23 protein-coding genes and 1 riboswitch are annotated in these 19,715 nt (G+C 49.9%); of the genes, 21 read left to right on the plus strand and 2 right to left on the minus strand.

What is annotated here, in order from left to right; translation table 11 throughout:
* Positions 1-700: 700 nt before the first annotated feature.
* A complete protein-coding gene (locus ACFVTB_RS25780; RefSeq protein WP_387755926.1) occupies positions 701-1,231 on the minus strand; it encodes a transposase in 531 nt (176 codons plus the stop codon).
* A 226-nt stretch (positions 1,232-1,457) separates the two neighbouring features.
* On the opposite strand from ACFVTB_RS25780, the gene ACFVTB_RS25785 reads away from it, so the two are divergent.
* The 10 genes from ACFVTB_RS25785 (at position 1,458) to rsmI (ending at position 8,925) form a co-directional block, all read left to right on the plus strand.
* Positions 1,458-1,649 carry a sigma factor G inhibitor Gin gene (locus ACFVTB_RS25785; RefSeq protein WP_387755928.1) on the plus strand — a complete coding sequence of 64 codons (192 nt, stop codon included), beginning with the start codon at positions 1,458-1,460 and terminating at the stop codon, positions 1,647-1,649.
* A gap of 91 nt (positions 1,650-1,740) precedes the next feature.
* The gene (locus ACFVTB_RS25790) at positions 1,741-3,252 is read left to right on the plus strand and encodes an aminotransferase class I/II-fold pyridoxal phosphate-dependent enzyme (protein ID WP_387755930.1); all 1,512 of its coding nucleotides are present in this window, start codon (positions 1,741-1,743) and stop codon (positions 3,250-3,252) included.
* A 147-nt stretch (positions 3,253-3,399) separates the two neighbouring features.
* Positions 3,400-4,050: a dTMP kinase gene (gene tmk, locus ACFVTB_RS25795; RefSeq protein WP_387755932.1), complete on the plus strand. Its 651-nt coding sequence runs from the start codon at positions 3,400-3,402 to the stop codon at positions 4,048-4,050.
* Positions 4,051-4,125: 75 nt separating this feature from the next.
* Positions 4,126-4,455, plus strand: coding sequence for a cyclic-di-AMP receptor (locus ACFVTB_RS25800; RefSeq protein ID WP_387755934.1), 330 nt, complete (start codon positions 4,126-4,128; stop codon positions 4,453-4,455).
* Positions 4,456-4,472: 17 nt separating this feature from the next.
* Positions 4,473-4,916, plus strand: coding sequence for a YaaR family protein (locus ACFVTB_RS25805; protein WP_387755936.1), 444 nt, complete (start codon positions 4,473-4,475; stop codon positions 4,914-4,916).
* A gap of 33 nt (positions 4,917-4,949) precedes the next feature.
* Positions 4,950-5,927 (plus strand): DNA polymerase III subunit delta', encoded by a 978-nt coding sequence (holB, locus tag ACFVTB_RS25810; protein WP_387755938.1) that lies wholly within the window; start codon positions 4,950-4,952, stop codon positions 5,925-5,927.
* Positions 5,928-5,931: 4 nt separating this feature from the next.
* Positions 5,932-6,735: a PSP1 domain-containing protein gene (locus tag ACFVTB_RS25815; protein WP_387755940.1), complete on the plus strand. Its 804-nt coding sequence runs from the start codon at positions 5,932-5,934 to the stop codon at positions 6,733-6,735.
* Positions 6,736-6,807: 72 nt separating this feature from the next.
* The gene (locus ACFVTB_RS25820; RefSeq protein ID WP_387755942.1) at positions 6,808-7,242 is read left to right on the plus strand and encodes an initiation-control protein YabA; all 435 of its coding nucleotides are present in this window, start codon (positions 6,808-6,810) and stop codon (positions 7,240-7,242) included.
* A gap of 118 nt (positions 7,243-7,360) precedes the next feature.
* A complete protein-coding gene (locus ACFVTB_RS25825) occupies positions 7,361-8,011 on the plus strand; it encodes a tRNA1(Val) (adenine(37)-N6)-methyltransferase (protein WP_387756074.1) in 651 nt (216 codons plus the stop codon).
* 14 nt (positions 8,012-8,025) lie between these two features.
* A complete protein-coding gene (gene rsmI / locus ACFVTB_RS25830) occupies positions 8,026-8,925 on the plus strand; it encodes a 16S rRNA (cytidine(1402)-2'-O)-methyltransferase (RefSeq protein WP_387755944.1) in 900 nt (299 codons plus the stop codon).
* A gap of 144 nt (positions 8,926-9,069) precedes the next feature.
* Here the strand turns inward: rsmI and ACFVTB_RS25835 are convergent, their stop codons facing one another.
* Complete coding sequence (locus tag ACFVTB_RS25835; RefSeq protein ID WP_028609554.1) at positions 9,070-9,324, minus strand: AbrB/MazE/SpoVT family DNA-binding domain-containing protein; 255 nt, start codon at positions 9,322-9,324, stop codon at positions 9,070-9,072.
* A 274-nt stretch (positions 9,325-9,598) separates the two neighbouring features.
* On the opposite strand from ACFVTB_RS25835, the gene ACFVTB_RS25840 reads away from it, so the two are divergent.
* The 11 genes from ACFVTB_RS25840 (at position 9,599) to ACFVTB_RS25890 (ending at position 19,614) form a co-directional block, all read left to right on the plus strand.
* Positions 9,599-10,894, plus strand: coding sequence for an HD domain-containing protein (locus ACFVTB_RS25840; protein WP_387755946.1), 1,296 nt, complete (start codon positions 9,599-9,601; stop codon positions 10,892-10,894).
* A gap of 64 nt (positions 10,895-10,958) precedes the next feature.
* The gene (locus ACFVTB_RS25845; protein WP_387755947.1) at positions 10,959-11,732 is read left to right on the plus strand and encodes a TatD family hydrolase; all 774 of its coding nucleotides are present in this window, start codon (positions 10,959-10,961) and stop codon (positions 11,730-11,732) included.
* Positions 11,733-11,916: 184 nt separating this feature from the next.
* Positions 11,917-12,169, plus strand: a riboswitch (cyclic di-AMP (ydaO/yuaA leader).
* 246 nt (positions 12,170-12,415) lie between these two features.
* Complete coding sequence (locus ACFVTB_RS25850; RefSeq protein ID WP_387755949.1) at positions 12,416-13,564, plus strand: resuscitation-promoting factor; 1,149 nt, start codon at positions 12,416-12,418, stop codon at positions 13,562-13,564.
* Between the two features lie 371 nt (positions 13,565-13,935).
* Positions 13,936-14,496: a ribonuclease M5 gene (gene rnmV / locus ACFVTB_RS25855; protein ID WP_387755951.1), complete on the plus strand. Its 561-nt coding sequence runs from the start codon at positions 13,936-13,938 to the stop codon at positions 14,494-14,496.
* Positions 14,493-15,407, plus strand: a complete 915-nt coding sequence (gene rsmA, locus ACFVTB_RS25860; RefSeq protein ID WP_387755953.1) for a 16S rRNA (adenine(1518)-N(6)/adenine(1519)-N(6))-dimethyltransferase RsmA — start codon at positions 14,493-14,495, stop codon at positions 15,405-15,407. The genes rnmV and rsmA overlap by 4 nt, the downstream gene beginning before the upstream one ends.
* A 169-nt stretch (positions 15,408-15,576) precedes the next feature.
* Positions 15,577-16,464: a sporulation peptidase YabG gene (gene yabG, locus ACFVTB_RS25865; protein ID WP_387755955.1), complete on the plus strand. Its 888-nt coding sequence runs from the start codon at positions 15,577-15,579 to the stop codon at positions 16,462-16,464.
* Positions 16,465-16,641: 177 nt separating this feature from the next.
* Positions 16,642-16,917 (plus strand): biofilm formation stimulator Veg, encoded by a 276-nt coding sequence (veg, locus tag ACFVTB_RS25870; protein WP_387755957.1) that lies wholly within the window; start codon positions 16,642-16,644, stop codon positions 16,915-16,917.
* A gap of 169 nt (positions 16,918-17,086) precedes the next feature.
* Complete coding sequence (locus tag ACFVTB_RS25875; RefSeq protein WP_387756076.1) at positions 17,087-17,275, plus strand: small, acid-soluble spore protein, alpha/beta type; 189 nt, start codon at positions 17,087-17,089, stop codon at positions 17,273-17,275.
* Between the two features lie 130 nt (positions 17,276-17,405).
* Positions 17,406-18,260 (plus strand): 4-(cytidine 5'-diphospho)-2-C-methyl-D-erythritol kinase, encoded by an 855-nt coding sequence (ispE, locus tag ACFVTB_RS25880; protein WP_387755959.1) that lies wholly within the window; start codon positions 17,406-17,408, stop codon positions 18,258-18,260.
* A gap of 83 nt (positions 18,261-18,343) precedes the next feature.
* Positions 18,344-19,168, plus strand: a complete 825-nt coding sequence (gene purR / locus ACFVTB_RS25885; protein WP_387755961.1) for a pur operon repressor — start codon at positions 18,344-18,346, stop codon at positions 19,166-19,168.
* A 47-nt stretch (positions 19,169-19,215) separates the two neighbouring features.
* Positions 19,216-19,614 (plus strand): RidA family protein, encoded by a 399-nt coding sequence (locus ACFVTB_RS25890; protein ID WP_387755963.1) that lies wholly within the window; start codon positions 19,216-19,218, stop codon positions 19,612-19,614.
* Positions 19,615-19,715: the final 101 nt, after the last annotated feature.

The following is a 19,715-nucleotide window of genomic DNA, read 5'->3' on the forward strand; positions in this document are numbered from 1 at the left end:
CTTGGACCGCAGGGTCCTGGGAGAGTAGGACGTCGCCAAGCTACGAGAGACCTACCGCATTATTGCGGTAGGTTTTTTGTTGTGTTCGAAGAAGTGTGTTTGAATAGACGAAATAGCGGTCGATCTCGCGAGCAGAGGAGCTGATGCTTTCATTGAAGACACTCTTGAAAGCCGCGAGTAGTCTACTGCCAACAAGTAATGGGCTATCATAAGGTGAGAGTTGAATAGATTAAGTGAGAGTTGAATAGATTAAGGAAGCAGTAGGCATTGGGTGGTCACTAATACTGTTCAAGCAAGCAGATTCATTCTATCCGGATGGACATCGTCAATCATGGGAGGCTTGCCACAGCAATTGTGGTAGTCTTCTTTGCTATGAACGGAAAAGTTGGTGACCTATTTGCCATGAAGTAGAGCTGCACAATCGATTTATTTGATACGAGATTAACGGCCAAAACGGCCATTAGAGAGAAGAAAAGTGAGCGGATAGCGAAATAGCGGCCATTTTGGCCGTTGGAAGGTGCGTTAGAGTTGTGGAGAGGTCACAAAAGTAATATTTTAATGCTGCAACGGCCAAAACGGCCGTTAGAGAGAAGAAAAGTGAGCGAATATGCGAAATAGCGGCCATTTTGGCCGTTGGAAGGTGCGTTAGTGCTATGAAGAGGAAAAATAAAGCCCGCCAACTTTGGCGAGCTTGTACAATTCAACTATGGTAATAGGAGGCTTCATACTTTTGCAGCCGAAGCAGTCCTTCCTTCATCTGCTTGCGGAACGAGAAGGATAGCAGCAGCCGGGGAGCGAGCAGCCAGAAGTGCCAAAAAACGATGCTGATCATCATCGATTCTGTAACCCAAGGGTATAGTATGGCTTCCAAGCAAAGACCGATCCAAAACAGGTGGCGGTGAACGCGGCGGAACAGCCCCAGGCGAATATCGTTGGCCGGCTTGAAACCGAACCATGGCGGCTTGATCCCCCATACCCATTTGCGGTCCGCAGCTTCCTCTACCCGGATAAATGTAAGCAGCAAAATAAGGCTGTGTACCAGTTGAACGATCGCAAAGCCGATAAGCCAGCTAAACAATCCATCCATTCCGAACATCAACAGCAGGAAGCCAAGCAGAATCGCAACGGTCATTATATGACTGGACATCAGCTCTGGCCGAATCACTTTTCGTTTAACAAGCTTATATTGATATATGGTAGCCCCGTGTTGTTCCTGTAAAGACTGCTTCATGGCATAACTTCCCTTCGATTAAAACCGGTTCTCCTTATCTTTATCGGCACTTTCGCTTTTTTCGTCCATACTTTTTCCAAAAAACAGCGGCGGTTTCCAATCACCATTTGGGCGGATGCCGCATACGATATAGAAATATTTGAAATCAGCTATGAAACAAGTATAAACAGCTAGAATATATGGCATAATAATAGCTATATAGGAATGCAGGAAGGCGGGAGCAACAATGTCGGAAGATCGCCAATTACACTGTATTATATGCGGAGAGCAGAAGGCCGAGGGAGAAGGCATCCGCATTGTCACGGAATTTATTTGCGAAACATGCGAAACTGAGATGGTTCATACGGATGTACAGGATGCCAAATATCCTTTTTTCATTCATCAAATGAAGCAAATTTTTATCGAAAAAAACGCATGAGCGGGTCTGGAAACAGAAACCGCTCTTTTTTTGTACACAAAATCCGATACAATAGAAAAGAAGAGACGAAGAAAGGATATCGATCATTGATATGACGACCAACCAAGGGAAAGCCCCTTTGTTTGATGCTTTATATACGCTGGCCAAGCAGCAGCCAACCAGCTTTCATGTACCGGGACATCGTTACGGACAAGCACTTATAGATTATGAGCCTGAGGAGAAAGAAGTTTTAGAAGCCGTACATGCAATAGATACGACTGAGCTTTCCGTAACCGATGATCTCCATCATCCGGAGGCGGCAATAGCGGAGGCGCAGCGCCTTGCAGCGGTATGCTTTGGAGCTGACGAAACGTATTTTCTTGTTGGAGGAAGCACATCCGGCAATATTGCGCTTCTGCTTGCCGTATGCGAGCCGGGCGATACGATCATCGTCCAGCGCAACGTGCATAAATCGATTATTAACGGATTGACGCTTGCCGGGGCTAGAGCGGTATTCATTTCTCCACTGATTGATTCGGCCACTGGACTTGCTACCGGCCCGGAGGAGGCTGTTATCGATGACGCGCTTATGCGTTACCCGGAAGCGAAAGCAGTCTTTCTCTCCAACCCGAACTATTACGGGATGAGCCGGGACTTGCGGGAAATCGCGGAAATCGTTCACCGTCATGGCAAGCCGCTTCTAGTCGATGAGGCGCATGGCGCACATTTCGGTTTTCACAAGGATCTGCCCACTTCCGCGCTTCAGGCGGGAGCCGATGCGGTTGTACAATCAACGCATAAAACGTTAACGGCGCTGACAATGGGGGCTATGCTCCATGTGCAAGGAGACAGATTGCCGAGGGAAGCGCTGCGTTATTCAATCAGCGTCATTCAAAGCTCCAGCCCTTCCTTCCCGATCATGGCCTCGCTCGATATTTCCCGAGCAATGATCGAACGCCGCCGCGCCGATTGGTTCCAACCAGGCATTGATGCGGTTACTGCTTTTCGTCGCTGGGTGGCGGTGGACAGAGAGCATCGTTATCTTTTTGCTGTCAGTCTTGAAGAAGAATCTAACGCCTACGACCGGATCGATCCGTTGCGCGTCACTCTCGGGGATGCAAGCGGGATACTGTCGGGCTTCGAGCTTCAGCGTCTTCTCGAGGAACGGGGTTGCTATGCCGAGATGGCCGATCCTCGCTATGCTCTGCTTATTTTTGGCATACGCAGCCGGTCCGACGATGTGCGAAAACTAATTCAGGCCTGCGAGGACATAGAGAGACATATCGGCACTGCACTGGCCTCACTCTCGACATCGACAGATCGAGCTGAAAAGGTCGGCTATCCCTTCCGGAGCAGCGAGCAAGCGATAAGCCAACTGGTCGTCTTCGTCAGAGGCCGGTACAGCGGACAAGAGAAAAGCGTCATCGAGCTTGCGGATGCCGAAGGAAAGCTTGCGGCGGAAATGATCGTTCCGTATCCCCCCGGCATTCCGGTCGTTTATCCCGGCGAACGGTTAACCGCCAACATGATCGCCTACTTAACCGAATTGGCCAGACAAAATGCGAAGTTTCAAGGAGCATCCGATCCAACGATGAGAACGATCAGCGTGTACCGCCAATCTTAATCTGCAATCAACCTATTTTACGGCTTCGGAGGGCGGCATTCGCAGCTACTTATGTAAATCTTCATTGTACAAGGGTTAACGCTTTGATAATATAGAGGAAAGCCAAGTTTAGGTTTGAAATGGAAATCAGGTTAGGAGTTATCCGTATTGAATAAAGGTATTTTTATTACGATAGAAGGCGGAGAAGGTTCCGGCAAAACTACACTGATCGAACGGCTAGCGCATACGATGCAGGATAGAGGCAGAACGGTTCTGACAACCCGCGAGCCGGGTGGCATACCGATTGCGGAGAAAATCCGTTCCGTTATTTTGGATCGCGAGCATACTGAAATGGACGGGAGAACGGAAGCGCTGCTATACGCCGCTGCGAGAAGACAGCATTTGACGGAAAAGGTTATTCCGGCGCTGGATTCCGGTCAGATCGTCATCTGCGACCGATTCGTCGACAGCAGCCTCGCCTATCAGGGTCATGCCCGCGGTTTAGGGATGGACGCGGTATGGGAGATTAATCGTTTCGCGATTGAGGACCGGATGCCGCAGTTGACCATTTATATGGATATCGATCCGCAAGCTGGTCTTGATCGTATCAATCAAGCGGCGAATCGGGAAGTAAATCGTCTGGATCTGGAGTCGCTGGCTTTCCATGAGCGTGTACGCGAAGGATACGGGCTGCTGCTGGAACGATACCCGGAACGAATCGTAAAGGTTGATGCCGGGCGGGAAGCCGAAGAGGTTTTTCAAACGGTTCTTTCCTTAATGGATGACCGATTTAAAGGTTTTTTCGCATCTCGTGTTTAATTTCTATAATAGACGATCTTGTCGGTTCAAGCGGCGAAAGCCTATTCTATGAAAGTGAAACGGGAGGTTATTCGGATGAAGTTAGTTATTGCGATCATTCAGGATAAAGACAGCAACCGGTTGTCCAACGCATTGGTGAAGGAAGGCTTTCGCGCAACCAAGCTTGCCAGTACCGGAGGATTTCTGCGCGCCGGCAATACGACGTTCATGATCGGTATCGAGGATGAGCGGGTACATGAAGTGTTTCAAGTCATCAGCTCCAATTGCAAGGTAAGAGACCAGTTGGTTACACCGGTATCCCCGATCGGAGGCTCAACGGATTCCTATATTCCTTTTCCGGTCGAAGTACAGGTTGGCGGCGCCGCGGTATTCGTCGTTCCGGTTGAACGGTTCGAACATTTCTGATTGGGCGTGAGTGAGCGATGAAGATAGATCCGGGTTATCGTCCATTAGGACAGAACAGAGCCAGCAACGATATGGCAGCGCGGCCTGTACAGATGAAAAGCTTCGCGGACGCGATGATACAGCAGGATGCGCAGCGTACGCATGAGGAACTGCAGCAGAAGCTGCAGGACATTCACAATCAAGGCGATAAGCTCGCGAGAATGATGACCGTTCGCGAGCTTAAGCTGTATAGGCAAATGGTCAAGCGCTTTCTTGAAGATACGGTTCGGCGAGGCGTCGGAATAAAGGATATTCGCGGCTTTGATCGCAGAGGCCGGATCAAACGGTACAAGCTGCTTGATGAGCTTGATGAAGCGTTGATCGCCATGGCTGAGGAATTGCTGGAAACGGAGCAGGGCAGACTGGAACTGCTGGGCAAGCTTGGAGAAATACGCGGCATGCTTATCAACATGTTCTACTAAGGAGCCGCCGCATAGAAAGGTATTGAGTTTGGAATGAGTATGGAACAAGTGGCCGGACAGCCGAAGGCAAAGCAATTATTGCAGCATGCGCTGAGGAGCGGCAAAGTGTCGCATGCGTATTTGTTTGACGGACCGACCGGGACAGGCAGGCTGGCGCTAGCTAAAGAATTCGCTAAAGCGTTGTTTTGTACAGAAGGCGGAGACGATGCCTGCGACCAATGCCTAGAGTGCCGGAAATTCGATCATGGCAACCAGCCCGATCTAACGATGATCGCCCCCGACGGGCAATCGATTAAGATCGATCAAATACGCGGCTTGAAGAGTGAGCTTTCTTATCGCGGCAGCGCGGCCAAACGGAAAGTTTACATCGTGGAAAACGCGGAAAAGATGACGCTGCAAGCGGCAAACAGCTTGTTGAAGTTTTTGGAGGAGCCGGTATCGCCGATTGTTGCCATCCTCATTACCGATAATGGACAAGCCGTTCTGCCGACAATTCGTTCGCGGTCGCAGCGAGTACCCTTTCTGCCCTTCTCGCCGAATGAAATGATGCAGACGCTAACCGGTGAAGGATTTTCTCCGACGCTCGTCCGAGCAGCTGTTCAGCTCAGCTCCGGACTAGATGGCGCTAGAGATATTCTCCAGCAGAATCAGTTTGCAGAAATCAGAAACGTAGTGATACAATTAGGGAAGGAGAGTCTGACCCGATTCACCGCGGCAATGATCTCTGTCCAGCAACAGTTTTTCAAGACCGATATGGCGGACCAACCGCAGCTGTTGTTGTCTTTATGGGCAATATGGTATAAAGATATGATTCAGTTTCAAGCTGGAAGACAAGAAAGCATCGTTTATATAGATCAGTTAGATTGGATAAGCAAGCATGCATTCAGCCGCTCGATTGAAGGTTGGATCGCATGCATCGAACATACGCTCGAAGCAAGCAAGCGCATTCGCTCTAATGTAGCGCCGCAACTGGCGATAGAGCAATTATTGGTAAACTTACAGGAGGGCTAAATCCTTGTATAACGTCGTTGGCGTTCGCTTCAAGAAAGCGGGCAAGATCTATTACTTCGATCCAGCCCAGCACCCGGTGGACAAGGACCAGCATGTCATTGTCGAAACGGCACGGGGAATCGAATATGGCAAAGTGGTAGTAGGACAGAAAGAAGTCGGTGAATCGGATGTCGTCCTCCCGCTTAAGAAAGTCATTCGTATCGCGAGCGAAGTTGATGCCAAGGTTGTCGAGGAGAATCGAGCGGCGGCGAAGAATGCCTTTGCCACTTGCCTGGATAAGATTCGGGACCATCAGCTCAAAATGAAGCTTGTGGATGTCGAGTTTACGTTTGACCGCAATAAAATCATTTTTTACTTTACAGCCGAAGGACGCGTCGATTTCCGTGAGCTGGTGAAAGATTTGGCCAGCGTGTTTCGTACCCGGATCGAGCTTCGCCAGATTGGCGTAAGGGATGAGGCGAAGATGCTTGGCGGAATCGGCCCTTGCGGACGGGTACTATGCTGCTCGTCATGGCTAGGCGATTTCGAACCGGTCTCGATTAAGATGGCCAAAGACCAAAATCTATCTCTTAATCCGACTAAAATATCGGGACTCTGCGGCCGTCTCATGTGCTGCTTGAAATACGAGCATGACAATTACGAGCATATGCGGGAAGAGCTTCCTGCCATAGGCAAAGTCGTCGTCACTTCTATGGGTGAGGGCAAAGTAACGGGCATTAACGCTACCTCAAAATCGGTATATGTCCAGCTGTTTGAAGTTGGAGGCAAACCGAAGGAGCTTTCGCTCGACGAAGTAGTTGTGAAATAAACGGCTGACTTGCCGCATAAGAATCGGCCGGCGCAGCCTTGCGATAACTACGTAACGCTCTGGGGTGGAAACTTGGAGAAAAAAGAAATTTTCGAAAAAATGAATGAGCTTGATGTCCAAATGGGTGATTTCCACAAACAGCTTGGCCAATTGAAACAGCGGGTGAAAGAGCTGCTGGAAGAAAATAAGAAGCTGAGCTTGGAAAACAGCCAATTGCGCAAATTTTTGAAGCAGGAAGCGACCCATCAGCCTGCACTCGTGAGACAGCCGGCCAATTCAAGAGCTGCATCAGCCAGTCAACAGACAGCGGTCACTGCAGACACCGGTCAATCTCATTCCGGCGGAGAGGATTCGGCGGTTTACGAGACGTCACATCCTGCCATCGGACAGGGCTACGATAATTTGGCGAAGCTGTATCATGAAGGCTTTCATATTTGCAATGTCTATTACGGGCATTTGAGGACAGAAGGCGACTGCTTGTTTTGCTTATCCTTTCTAAATAAATAAAGATGCATGTGCATACCGTCCTTTCCTCAAGAAAAGGACGGTATCTTTATGTCAGAGGAGCAACGTGAACGTGAACGAATCTTTTCCGTTAGAACCAGATGAACGAATCGATGATTTAATGACCGATACAGGTCTCAAAATTATACAAAGCAGACAGGTTTTCAGCTTCTCGTTGGATGCTGTACTGCTGTCCAAGTTCGCGACAGTGCCTAAGCGAGGGCGTATCATCGATCTTTGTTCCGGCAACGGCGTTATTCCTCTGCTGCTGACGACGAGGACCGAGGCGGCGATCGACGCTGTCGAGATTCAGCCGAGGCTTGCCGATATGGCACGCCGAAGCGTCAGAATGAACGGACTTGAGGAGCGGATTCACATTATTGAATCGGATCTGCGTGTTTATATGAAGGAAGCGGGCAATGGTATTTATGATGCCGTAACCGTCAATCCTCCTTATATGGCCTCACAGGCGGGCGATGCCAACGAGAACGAACATTATGCAATCGCGAGGCATGAAATGATGTGCACACTGGACGATGTCGTCCATGCCAGCGCCCGACTCGTTCGTTCCGGCGGAAAAGTAGCGATGGTCCATCGTCCATCCCGTTTTATCGAAATTGTGGAGACGATGCGCAAATACCGGATGGAGCCGAAGCGGGTGCAATTTATTCATCCGAATGCGGACGGTGAAGCGAACATGGTCTTAATTGAAGCGATACGAGACGGCAAGCCTGAGCTAAGGGTGCTGCCGTCGATAACGGTTTACCCATAAAGGAGCGATAGCTTTTGAATATTCAGCAAAGCTTTAAAACGATGGCGGGAGATCGCGGAGAGGGAACGCTGTATTTAGTTGCAACGCCGATCGGCAATTTGGAGGATATGACGTTTCGGGCGATACGGACGTTAAAGGAAGTCCAACTGATAGCGGCGGAAGATACGAGGCAGACGCGAAAGCTGCTGACGCATTTCGAGATTTCGACGAGACTGGTCAGCTATCACGAGCATAATAAGCAGGCAAGCGGAAGCGAGCTTATCCGTTTGCTGCTGGACGGACAATCCGTTGCGCTTGTCAGCGACGCCGGTCTGCCGGCTATATCTGATCCAGGAGCCGAACTGGTAGCCGAAGCGGTCGAGAATGGTATTAAGGTCGTACCCATTCCCGGCGCTAACGCCGCCCTGTCGGCATTAATTATTTCCGGCCTGAAAACGGACAAGTTCACCTTCGCAGGGTTCCCTCCCCGGGAAAAGAAGCAATTGACCAAATGGCTGGAGCCGTTAAGCCGCCAGGAGGGTACTCTTATTTTCTACGAATCGCCGCATCGTTTGCGCCGTACGCTGGACGCGCTGCTTGCCGCTTTCGGCGACCGCCGCATGGCGATGATCAGGGAACTGACGAAGAAGCATGAGGAAGCAGCCAGGGGCTCGATCTCCGAATGTGCGGCATGGCTGGACGAAAATTCGCCTATTGGGGAATATTGCCTTATAATAGAGGGAATAGATGCGGCAGTGGAATCCGGCAGCGTCCAAGCGGAAGCGGGACAGTCGGAGCAATGGTGGGATAATCTTGATCTGGAAGCTCATGTCGCTCATTACGAGGAACAGTATGATCGCAAAGAAGCGATTAAACGGACTGCGCTCGACAGAGGTCTGCCGAAGCGTGAAGTCTATAACGAGGTAAATCGCTAGACGGTTCAAACAGTGAGCTAAAACGAGTATCGGCCGGGAGACAAAAAAAGACCTTCCTGGCCGGGTTCTAGCGCAGGAAGGCATCAAGGAGTATAAAAAGGTTAGAATTAACAAGTGAAGTAATTTTATTATAACCTATTTTTTTTATTTTGTCACAGGAGTCGGCATTTCTGAGAGACAAATATGACAAACAATTTTGCCTTTAAAATAGGAGACGTTTTCTGCGTTGCCACAGAAGATGCAAGCTGGCTCATATTTCTTCAACATGATGCGTTCGCCGTCCACATAAATTTCGAGAGCATCCTTTTCTCCGATGCCCAGCGTGCGGCGAAGTTCGATAGGAATGACGACACGGCCCAACTCATCGACTTTACGAACAATACCAGTGGATTTCATCATTTTTTTGTTTCCCCTCTCAAATAAGTGAGTTTCGTCACTATTCGACATATTTTTTCTATTTGTGTCTACTATAATACCAACCATTCCCAAAATAGTCAACAGCCTAAATCATGGCTGTTACTAACTTCAAGGAATTTGACTATATAGCAAGGTCATATTAATCTAACAATAGAATACAACAGCTTCGACATTTTGGAAACTAAATTACGACACTATTCGACATTTATTTGTGGTTATGTGTCGAAAATTTGAACAAAGGGGTTGAAATTAGCGAATGGCTCAGCCGATAACAGAGGAAAAAGTTTTTAAAGACCCTGTCCACAAGTATATCTATGTGCAGGATCAAACGATTTGGGATCTGATCAACACGAGTGAATTTCAAAGGCTGAGGCGGATTCGCCAATTGGGAACCTCTTATTTGACCTTCCATGGCGCGGAGCACAGCCGTTTTTCTCATTCCCTAGGCGTTTACGAAATTACAAGAAAGATTATTTCTCAATTTGAACGGAACGACTATCCGGGTTGGCCTCGGGAAGAGAGGCTGCTAGCTTTATGCGCGGCTCTACTTCACGACGTAGGACACGGGCCTTTCTCGCATTCATTGGAAGAGGTATTCGATACGCATCACGAGCAGTGGACGGTACGGATCTTGCTTGAAGATACGGAAGTGAACGCTGTCTTACGCCGCGTGTCAGATGACTTTCCAGAAAAGGTGGCTGCGGTTATCAGCAAGACGTATCCGAACCCGATCGTCGTCAGCTTAATCTCCAGTCAGATGGATGCCGACCGGATGGACTATTTGCTGCGTGACGCCTATTTTACTGGGGTCAATTACGGCAATTTCGATCTGGAGCGCATTTTGCGCGTTCTGCGGCCCGTTCAAGGGAAAATCGTCGTGAAGGAAAGCGGCATGCATGCGATCGAGCATTATTTGATGTCTCGCTATCAAATGTATTGGCAAATTTATTTTCACCCGGTTACCAGGAGTTCCGAGATCATCCTTCGCCAAATTTTCCGCAGAGCGAAGGAACTGTATGAGAGCGGCTATGCGTTTCAAATGATGCCGAGCTCGATCGCGCGGCTGTTGGATCAAACGATCGATGTAAAAGCATACTTAAAGCTGGACGAAGCTTACGCACAGGCTGCGTTTATTCAATGGGAGGACGAATCCGACGAGCTGCTCTCCGAGCTGTGTCGACGGTTTCTAAATCGCAGATTATACAAGTACATTACGGTCAGTGATCCTGCAGACACTTTAATAGAAGAAGCGCATCGCCAATTCGTTCAAATCGGCCTTAATCCGGACTATCATATGGAGATTGATTTTCCGTTTGATCAGCCCTACGATGTCTACCGGCCAGACTCGAAAAAAGGCGGTAAGGAAGAAAAAACGCCGATTTTGCTGCTGGAAGATGAGGAGAGGCTCATCGAGATCTCCGCTAAATCCGACATTGTTCGTTCTATAACGGGATTGCATCAGGGCGAGTACCATTTGTACTATCCAGAAGAGCCCCTGCTTGCGGCTGCCGACAGGCTAAGCCCGGAGGTTCGCGAATTGTTCAAACTATAGGGCTCGAAAGGTTTTTCCTTAGACGTAAGCATGCACACATATAATAGAAGGAGAACGTACAAACATGATTGGTTTATTCGACACACACACCCATTTGGACTCCACGAAATTCGACGATGATCGCACGGAAACCATCGAAAGAGCGCGTGCTGCCGGCGTCGAATTAATGGTGAATATCGGCTTTAATCGGGAGACAATTCCGACAACGATAGCGCTTGCAGAACAGTATGATTTTATCTATGCGGCAGTTGGTTGGCATCCGGTTGACAGCATAGAGATGAAGCCCGAGGATCTGGACTGGATCGAACGGCTCTGCTCGCATGAGAAGGTAGTGGCAATCGGTGAAATCGGACTGGATTATCACTGGGATACGTCGCCGAAAGAGGTTCAACATCACGTATTCCGCGAGCAAATCCGGTTGGCGAGGAAAGTTAACAAGCCGATCATCATTCACAATCGCGATGCTCACGAGGATGTTGTTAAAATTTTACAAGAAGAGCAAGCTTCCGAAGTCGGAGGGGTTATGCATTGCTTCTCCGGCAGCTGGGAAACGGCGAAAAAATGTCTCGATATGGGCTTCTATATTTCGTTCGGAGGGCCGGTCACGTTCAAAAATGCAAGGGTGCCTAAAGAGGTTTTGGAAAGGGTTCCAATTGACCGTTTATTAATCGAAACAGACTCCCCTTATTTGTCACCGCATCCATTTAGAGGGAAGAGGAATGAGTCCGCTTATGTATCCTATGTAGCCGACGCTGCAGCTGAAATAACAGGAAAAAGTAAGGAGGAAATAGCAATAATTACAATGGAAAACGGTAAAAAATGTTTTGGAATTGTTTAAAAGCAGCCAAAAAAGAGAGTATGGATGACCTTTCAAGCGAAAAAACTGTTTTTTATCGCTGAAATCGGTTCTCTTTTCCCTCATAATCCAGAAATTTAGCTTAAATCGTCTTTTATCGGTTCTTTACAACTTGCCGCTCGTGAAGGTATGATTCATTTCAGAGCTTTAATTTATTGTATTGGATTTCCAGTTCACGCTTAATTTCCGAATGGAAAACGGGGGAACCAAGCATCCGGTTTGCGGCCTCAATATGGCCCGAGCATCCCGGACGCTTTGATCAATGCGAAACGCAGCGGAGCCGATTACAGAATCCGTTAGTCGTATAGCTTGATGGGGTGAATTTGGCGGCGATTGCCATGAGCATTCGTTCCGTCGATAGGGCAACTCTCTTGCCCGAACCCGACAGCTAACCTCGTAAGCGAATATAGAGAGCGATCAATCTCGTGCATGTATCATTTCCTGATGTCTATTTGACTTTCCGGGAAGCCACGATCCAGATCCTCTGTCGACGGCTTCTTTTTGTTTACCTGAATTTCGGGTGACGGTCGGCTTAGGACGAATCGAGGGATAGCGCGAGTGATACTGGAGCGTGTGTAAGGCACGCCAATATACTCAAATAGTCGCGTCAAAAGATGTCATGCGTCACTCAAGGGCGGCGGGGCTATGTAAGGAGGACCGATGAAGTGGGCATTATCCAAGCTAAGGAAACCCATGGGAAGCGATCATCCAGCATCTCTTTCGCATTGCGATGGAAGCGTGAAAACTTGCGTTTGATTTTACTAAGTGCCATTATCTCAATCGCTATGACTTTCATGTTTTTGATGTTGTTGTACGGTACAGCTGAGAAAAGCGTATCGGTAGTTGTGAATGGACAAGAAACCGTTGTGAAAACAAAGGAATGGGTCCTGCAACATTTACTGGATGAACAAGCCATTACGATTGGCGAGTACGATGAGGTGTCGATCCCTCTTGGCTCGACGATTAAGGACGGAGACCGTATCGAGATTAATCAGGCGGTTCCGATCGTTGTAAAGGCCGACGGCAAGGTATCAACGGTGTACACGACGAAAAAGACGGTACAGGCGGCGATTGGTGAATTAGATATTCAACTTCGCAAGCAAGATCGGGTCACGCCTTCGCTGAATACGGCAGTGGCTGATTCGATGGCGGTAACAGTCACTCGCGTCGACAAGCAGGTATCGGAGAGCGAGCGGGCTATGCCGTTTGCGATCGTGAAGAAGAAAGACCCGAGTCTCGAAGAAGGCAAGGAAAAGCTGGTGCAAACCGGCAAAGAAGGCGTTGTCGTTGAACGAGTGGAGCGGCAGTATGAGAATGGCGTTCTCGTTTCTTCGAAGGTCGTCGGCAAAGTGGTGGAAGCGAAAGCGGTCAATCAGGTTGTCGCGATCGGCACGAAGAAAGAGGAGCCGAAGGTTCACACGCTCTCGAACAACAGCCCAAGCGTAACGACGCAAACAAAAGGCGGCGTAACGTTTAAAGCGAAGAAGGTCATTAAGAACGTAACGCTCACCGCGTATACGGCGGACGTGGAATCGACCGGCAAAGATGAGGATCACCCGGATTACGGGATTACCGCATCGGGCACGAAGGTGCGCGAAGGCAGAACGATTGCCGTCGATCCGAAGATCATTCCGATCGGTTGGTGGGTGTATATCGAAGGCATCGGCTTCCGCAGAGCGGAAGATACGGGCAGTGCCATTAAAGGCAATAAGATCGACGTATACTTCGACAACTCCAACATTGCCAATAAGTTCGGCAGAAAGAAAGGCTACACCGTATACGTACTTGGTCCGAACAAGCCTTCTTCGACGTAGTCGAAAAGCAGGCGAATACGGGTCAATGCGAGCTGCGGGCCGTTAAGGGCACTATAAGTGTTTGGCATGCAGAGGTGTGGACACCGATATTTCGTTCGCGTCATGCGATGCTAGATGAGGATCGCATGACGCTGTGCGTTGCGTCTGAGGCGTACGTACGCGTTTCAAAGCGAGCGAGGGCGTTCACAAGGTACCTTACTTTACGGCGCGCAGTCGTGCAAATATGCTATGATAAGAAGGGGCTATGCCTCTTCTTTTTGCTTTTATCGCCCTTCAATGTTATAAACGGCTGTTCGCGTAGGAAGGTTGCGCGTCGCCGAATGATATAGCGATGCAATTATTTACAGTTAGCAAGAAAGGAATGTTTATCCTTGATTAAGGAAATTATCGTGGTGGAAGGAAAGAGCGATACGGCGGCGATTAGGCGAGCCGTCGAAGCCGATACGATCGAGACGAGAGGGTCAGCAATCGGCGAGGACGTGCTGCATCGTATCGAGCTTGCTCAGCAGCGGCGGGGCGTCATTATTTTCACCGATCCCGATCACGCCGGCGAGCGGATTCGCAAGATCGTCGCAAGGCGAGTGCCGGGCTGTAAGCATGCTTTCCTTCCCCAGGAGAAAGCTACGCATAAAGGCGATATCGGCATCGAGAACGCCAGTCCTGATGCGATCCGCGAGGCGCTTGCCGATTTGCGGACGGAGTCGCTGGAAGGCGGAGAGAGCGATATTACTTGGGAAGACTTGATGGCGGCCGGATTGATCGTACATTCCGATGCGTCCGCAAGACGGCTTGCGATGGGCAAGCTGCTTGGCATCGGGTACGCCAACGGCAAAACGTTTTATAAGCGCTGCGCCAGCTTCCGCATCACGCGGGAGGAGTTCGCGGAGGCGCTCCGGGAAATGGAACAGAACGAGGAGGAAGGTCGCCAATGAGCGCGAATAACGGGCAAAACGCCGGCATGCCGGCTGCAGCGCTAGTCGCTACACCGAAACGAACGAAAGAAATCATCGCCAAATACGGATTTTCATTCAAGAAAAGTCTTGGACAAAATTTTCTGATCGATCAAAATATATTGCATAAAATTGTGGAGGCCGCTGGCCTTGACGAGACGAAGGGGGCGCTGGAGATCGGTCCGGGCATCGGCGCGCTGACCCAGCATCTAGCAGCTCAAGCCGCCAAAGTTACGGCGGTTGAAATCGACAATCGGCTTATTCCGATTCTGGGCGATCTGTTCGAAGGAGAGCCGCATGTCGAGGTTGTGCACGGAGACGTATTGAAGCTCGACTTGAAGCAGCTGTTTGCGGAAAAGTTTGCGGATGTTGCGAAGGTTAGCGTAGTCGCCAACCTTCCTTACTACGTGACGACCCCGATCTTGATGAAGCTGCTGGAGGAGAAGCTGCCGCTTGAGAACATCGTCGTCATGATTCAGAAGGAAGTAGCCGAACGAATGGCGGCTAAGCCGGGCGGCAAAGAATATGGCAGCTTAAGCGTAGCGGTCCAGTATTACTGCGTTCCCGAAATCGTATGCGCCGTTCCGCATACCGTCTTCATTCCACAGCCGAACGTCGATTCTGCGGTTATCAAGCTGGCGCTGCGGGATAAGCCGCCGGTCGACGTAACGGACGAGGACCATTATTTCCGCATTGTGCAGGCGAGCTTCGTTCAGCGCCGCAAGACGCTGTCGAACAACCTGACCGCCTTCGTCGGCAAGGAGAACCGTGAGCGGCTGTCAGAGCTGCTGAACGGCCTCGGCATCGATCCGGTCCGTCGCGGCGAGACGCTGTCCCTGGACGAATTTGCGGCCATTAGCCGAGCTTTCCTGACGGAAGGCTGGAGAGGCTAAAACAGAGGCCAAAAACAGAGGCTTCTTCAGGCATTCGCCTGAAGGGGCCTTTTGCTTTTTGTATCCGGTTTGAGCTCAGCTTGCTCAGAACCCCAGTAAGCCCAATAACAAAGACATTCGCACATTCCGGAGCCCGCACCCATACGATAGACGAAGAGGTGATTAACCCATGAAACAAGGGGACCTGGTCGTCCGCAAATCGTACGGCGGTGACGTGCTGTTCCGAGTTGAAGATATACGTTCCGAAAGAGCCCTGTTAAAAGGCACGGACTACCGTTTGCTTGCGGATGCGCCGATTCCCGATTTGTCGGTTGTCCGCGACCCCGAATCGACGAAGGCGACGCAGCAAGTAAGAGTGAAGGTTAACGATTCGCTGAGACGGATGCGCCAGCAGCGCGAGCAGCAGTCGGTTCAAATTCAAAGCGATGTCCGGCTGGCGTCGCAGCTTCAAAATCAGCCTTATTTCGAGATGCCCGGAAAAGTGCTTCATCTCGACGGCGACGGCAATTACTTGCGCAAAAGCATGCAGCTCTATCAGACGATGCAGGTTCCCGCACATGGCGTACACGCTCACGAGTCGCAAATGGCCGACTTGCTGTATGGCCTGCTGCCGCAAGTGAAGCCTGACATTGTCGTTATTACCGGTCACGACGGCGTGCTGAAGAAGCAAGATGATCTGCACAGCCTTAACAGCTATAAAAACTCGCAAAACTTCGTAAATGCCGTTCGTGTCGCGCGGCAATATGAGAAAAATCGGGACGGTCTAGTCGTCGTTGCAGGCGCGTGCCAGTCCCATTTCGAGGCGCTGCTGCAAAACGGGTCCAACTTCGCCAGTTCCCCAGGCCGAATTCTCATTCATGCCCTCGATCCTGTTTATATTGCGATAAAAGCCAGCTTCACATCCATTCGCGAGACGATCGACCTGTCAGACGTCATTCACGGGACGATAAGCGGCATTGACGGCGTCGGCGGCATCGAGACGATAGGTTGCTGCCGAATTGGGCTTCCAAGGCCGAAAGCGGTCAGCGCGGCCGGGTTTATTAAGAATATAGGGTAGAAACGATTGGATAACGGCTTAATATGCCCCTCATTCAACAAATTATTCATCAAAAACGAAAAAATGAGAGAAATCACCGTTGACAAAGAAATAACTTGACTGCTATAATATTTTGCCCTGTTTGACAACCTCCCTCTTTTTGGTTATAATGGACAAGGAAAGAGGTGGTAGTGAACAATGGAAAAAAATGCGCTATTGGAAATAAAACGAAGTTTGGAAGCTCATGTTGGCTCCAAAATCCGTCTTCGCGCGAATGGTGGACGTCGAAAGACCATCGAGCGGACCGGTACGTTGGAAGAAATCTACCCTTCTGTTTTCATTGTTAAACTGGATCAAGAGTCCCATGCCTTTAAGCGTGTCTCTTACAGTTATGCGGATATACTGACGGAGTCGGTGGAAGTGACCGTGTGCAATGATGAAGGTCAAGTCCGAATTACCCATCTTCAACCTTAGAATAATAGATGTACGTCACGTACGTTAAACGCGGTTAGAGCGCGAGCTTGCAGGCCGCGTTCTTTTTTTTGCCGCCTAACGGCGGGAATAAAGGCGGAGGCAGTCAGCCATACTAATGTCAGCACCGGATTGCTGCGCGTTTTGCGCCAATTCGCTCGAAGGAGGAAGGATCATGAGCCGTAGAAGATCTGTCATGTCCGAGCAATTGAAGTACGAGCTGGCCAAGGACCTCGGTTTTGCAGGCAAGGTGGATAAGGAAGGCTGGAGAGGCATTACGACCAAAGAGGCCGGAAACATGGTAAAGCGAGCGATTCAGCTTGCCGAGCAAGCGGCCGCGGCAAAGACAAATCGGCCGTAAACGGCCATTCTATAAGCATTTCACAAGCTAAGAGCGCAGCGGGCCGATTTAGCCCGAAGCCTCTTAGCTTTTCTTCTGTCCGTTTGTTATAATATTGCTTAAGCTAACGACAGGAACGGGAGAGCTTAGGATGAAAATTTATGAGAAGGCTCCGGCAAAAATCAACTTGCTGCTGGACGTAATCCGCAAGCGGGAAGACGGCTTCCACGAGGTCGAAATGATTATGACAATGGTCGATCTGGCAGACCGCCTAGAGATGGAGGAGCTGCCGCGCGATACAATCATCATTTCCAGCCAAGCGGGCTATATTCCGTTGGACGAGAAGAACTTGGCTTTTCAAGCGGCTAAGCTAATCAAAGAACGTTATCACGTGCGCAAGGGCGTATACATACATTTAGATAAAAAAATACCGGTAGCAGCCGGACTCGCCGGTGGCAGCAGCGATGCCGCCGCCGCGTTGCGCGGGCTGAACCGGCTGTGGGGGCTTAATATTCCACAGGACGAGCTGTGCAGGCTCGGAGCTGAGCTAGGCTCCGACGTGCCGTTCTGCGTGACTGGCGGCACAGCACTCGCCACTGGACGCGGCGAGCAGCTGACGCCAATCGCTAACCCGCCGCAATGCTGGGTCGTATTGGCCAAGCCTCCGATCAACGTCTCGACAGCCGACGTTTACGGAAAGCTGCGGGCGAACGAGCTGACAGCGCATCCTTCGGCCAGCGCGATGATCTCGGCGATTGAACGCGGCTCGTTCCACGATATTTGCGACGGACTGGGCAATGTGCTGGAGAATGTCACGCTCGATTTGTACCCGGAGGTAAGGCAGCTCAAAGAAAGCATGCAGCGTCTTGGCGCGGATGGCGTGCTGATGTCGGGAAGCGGGCCGACCGTTTTCGGACTCGTGACGAAGGAAGCTAAGCTGGCGAGAATCTACAATGGGCTAAGAGGATTTTGCAAGGAAGTGTATGTGGTAAGAATGCTCACATAATGCTTACGTTTTTCTTGATTAAATCCGTATAAAAATGTTATATTGACTTTATAATATTCGGATTTAAGTGGGGGGAGATGGCTTTGAAGAAGCTGAAACGAAGCGCAAGACTGGTAGAAATGACGCAATACCTGCTTAGTCGTCCTCACACGTTAATATCATTGACAGCATTTGCTGACCGATATCAGTCTGCGAAATCATCCATTAGTGAAGATCTGGCAATCATCAAGGAAGTGTTCGAGGAAGAGGGATTTGGCGAATTGAACACGCTTGCGGGAGCCGCAGGCGGCGTTAAATTTACGCCGAAGATGCATAAATCGACCGCTTTAACAATCATGACGAACATTTGCCGCCAGCTGGAGCAGCCAGAACGGGTTCTTCCGGGCGGTTATTTGTATATGACGGATATGCTGGGTCAGCCGGAGCTGCTCGCCGATGTTGGACGAATGTTCGCCACGGCCTTCGCCGGTGCCCAAATCGATGTCATTATGACAGTCGAAACGAAAGGGATTCCGCTTGCTTATGCAACGGCGGCTTGCCTCAATCTGCCTGTCGTTATCGTGCGGAGGGACAACAAAGTAACGGAGGGTTCGGCCGTTAGCATCAATTACGTATCGGGCTCGAACAAGCGGATTCAGACGATGTCGCTCGCAAGACGCGCGCTCAAGGAGCAATCCCGCGTCTTGATCATTGACGACTTCATGAAGGCAGGCGGCACGATTCAAGGCATGATGGATTTGCTTTACGAATTCAAAGCGACGGTCGCCGGGGTTGGCGTATTTGTTGAGTCGGGAGAAGTCGAGCTGGAGGAGCGTCTGCTGGAGGATTATGTATCGCTGGCGAAGCTGACGGCGGTCGACATGAAGACGAAGCAAGCGACAATTGTACCAGGCAATTATTTCAAATAGACCGATAGAAGAAACGGACCGAAGACATCGAAAGGTTGGGAATTCACGTGGCAGAGAACAAACGGATTGAAGTTGTTTCGACAGATAAGGCGCCGGCAGCAATCGGTCCTTATTCGCAAGCAATTAAATTGGGAAATTTGTTATTTACTTCCGGACAAATTCCACTGGATGCTTCTGGGCAGCTGGTAGAAGGCGGAATCGAGGAGCAAACGCATCAAGTATTCCGCAATTTGCAGGCGGTGCTGGCTGAAGCGGGAGCTTCATTCCAGGATGTTGTGAAGGCGACTGTATTCCTGAAAGATATGAATCAGTTTGCGACGATCAACGGCATCTATGCTTCCTACTTTGGCGACCATAAACCGGCTCGTTCGGCCGTTGAAGTGGCAAGGCTGCCGAAGGATGTCCTTGTCGAAATTGAGGTCATTGCATCGACAATTGTCGAATAGATTCGAAAAAAATATGTTTTAAAAAATTTTTTAAAAACAAGTATTTTTTTTCCAAAAAAATAGAAGGATTTTGCACGAAAACGTGGAATTATACACCAAGT

Source organism: Paenibacillus sp. NPDC058071 (genome assembly GCF_042885235.1).
In the GTDB taxonomy this organism is placed as follows: Bacteria; Bacillota; Bacilli; order Paenibacillales; family Paenibacillaceae; genus Pristimantibacillus.

Bases quoted from the DNA above. Each gene is read 5' to 3' on its own strand.
- yabG (WP_387755955.1), top strand. From the start codon at position 15,577: ATGAAACAAGGGGACCTGGTCGTCCGCAAATCGTACGGCGGTGACGTG.
- holB (WP_387755938.1), top strand. From the start codon at position 4,950: ATGAGTATGGAACAAGTGGCCGGACAGCCGAAGGCAAAGCAATTATTG.
- ACFVTB_RS25825 (WP_387756074.1), top strand. From the start codon at position 7,361: ATGACCGATACAGGTCTCAAAATTATACAAAGCAGACAGGTTTTCAGC.
- ACFVTB_RS25845 (WP_387755947.1), top strand. From the start codon at position 10,959: ATGATTGGTTTATTCGACACACACACCCATTTGGACTCCACGAAATTC.
- ACFVTB_RS25800 (WP_387755934.1), top strand. From the start codon at position 4,126: ATGAAGTTAGTTATTGCGATCATTCAGGATAAAGACAGCAACCGGTTG.
- ACFVTB_RS25835 (WP_028609554.1), bottom strand. From the start codon at position 9,324: ATGATGAAATCCACTGGTATTGTTCGTAAAGTCGATGAGTTGGGCCGT.
- ispE (WP_387755959.1), top strand. From the start codon at position 17,406: ATGAAAATTTATGAGAAGGCTCCGGCAAAAATCAACTTGCTGCTGGAC.
- ACFVTB_RS25805 (WP_387755936.1), top strand. From the start codon at position 4,473: ATGAAGATAGATCCGGGTTATCGTCCATTAGGACAGAACAGAGCCAGC.
- ACFVTB_RS25785 (WP_387755928.1), top strand. From the start codon at position 1,458: ATGTCGGAAGATCGCCAATTACACTGTATTATATGCGGAGAGCAGAAG.
- ACFVTB_RS25780 (WP_387755926.1), bottom strand. From the start codon at position 1,231: ATGAAGCAGTCTTTACAGGAACAACACGGGGCTACCATATATCAATAT.
- veg (WP_387755957.1), top strand. From the start codon at position 16,642: ATGGAAAAAAATGCGCTATTGGAAATAAAACGAAGTTTGGAAGCTCAT.
- ACFVTB_RS25790 (WP_387755930.1), top strand. From the start codon at position 1,741: ATGACGACCAACCAAGGGAAAGCCCCTTTGTTTGATGCTTTATATACG.
- rsmA (WP_387755953.1), top strand. From the start codon at position 14,493: ATGAGCGCGAATAACGGGCAAAACGCCGGCATGCCGGCTGCAGCGCTA.
- ACFVTB_RS25840 (WP_387755946.1), top strand. From the start codon at position 9,599: ATGGCTCAGCCGATAACAGAGGAAAAAGTTTTTAAAGACCCTGTCCAC.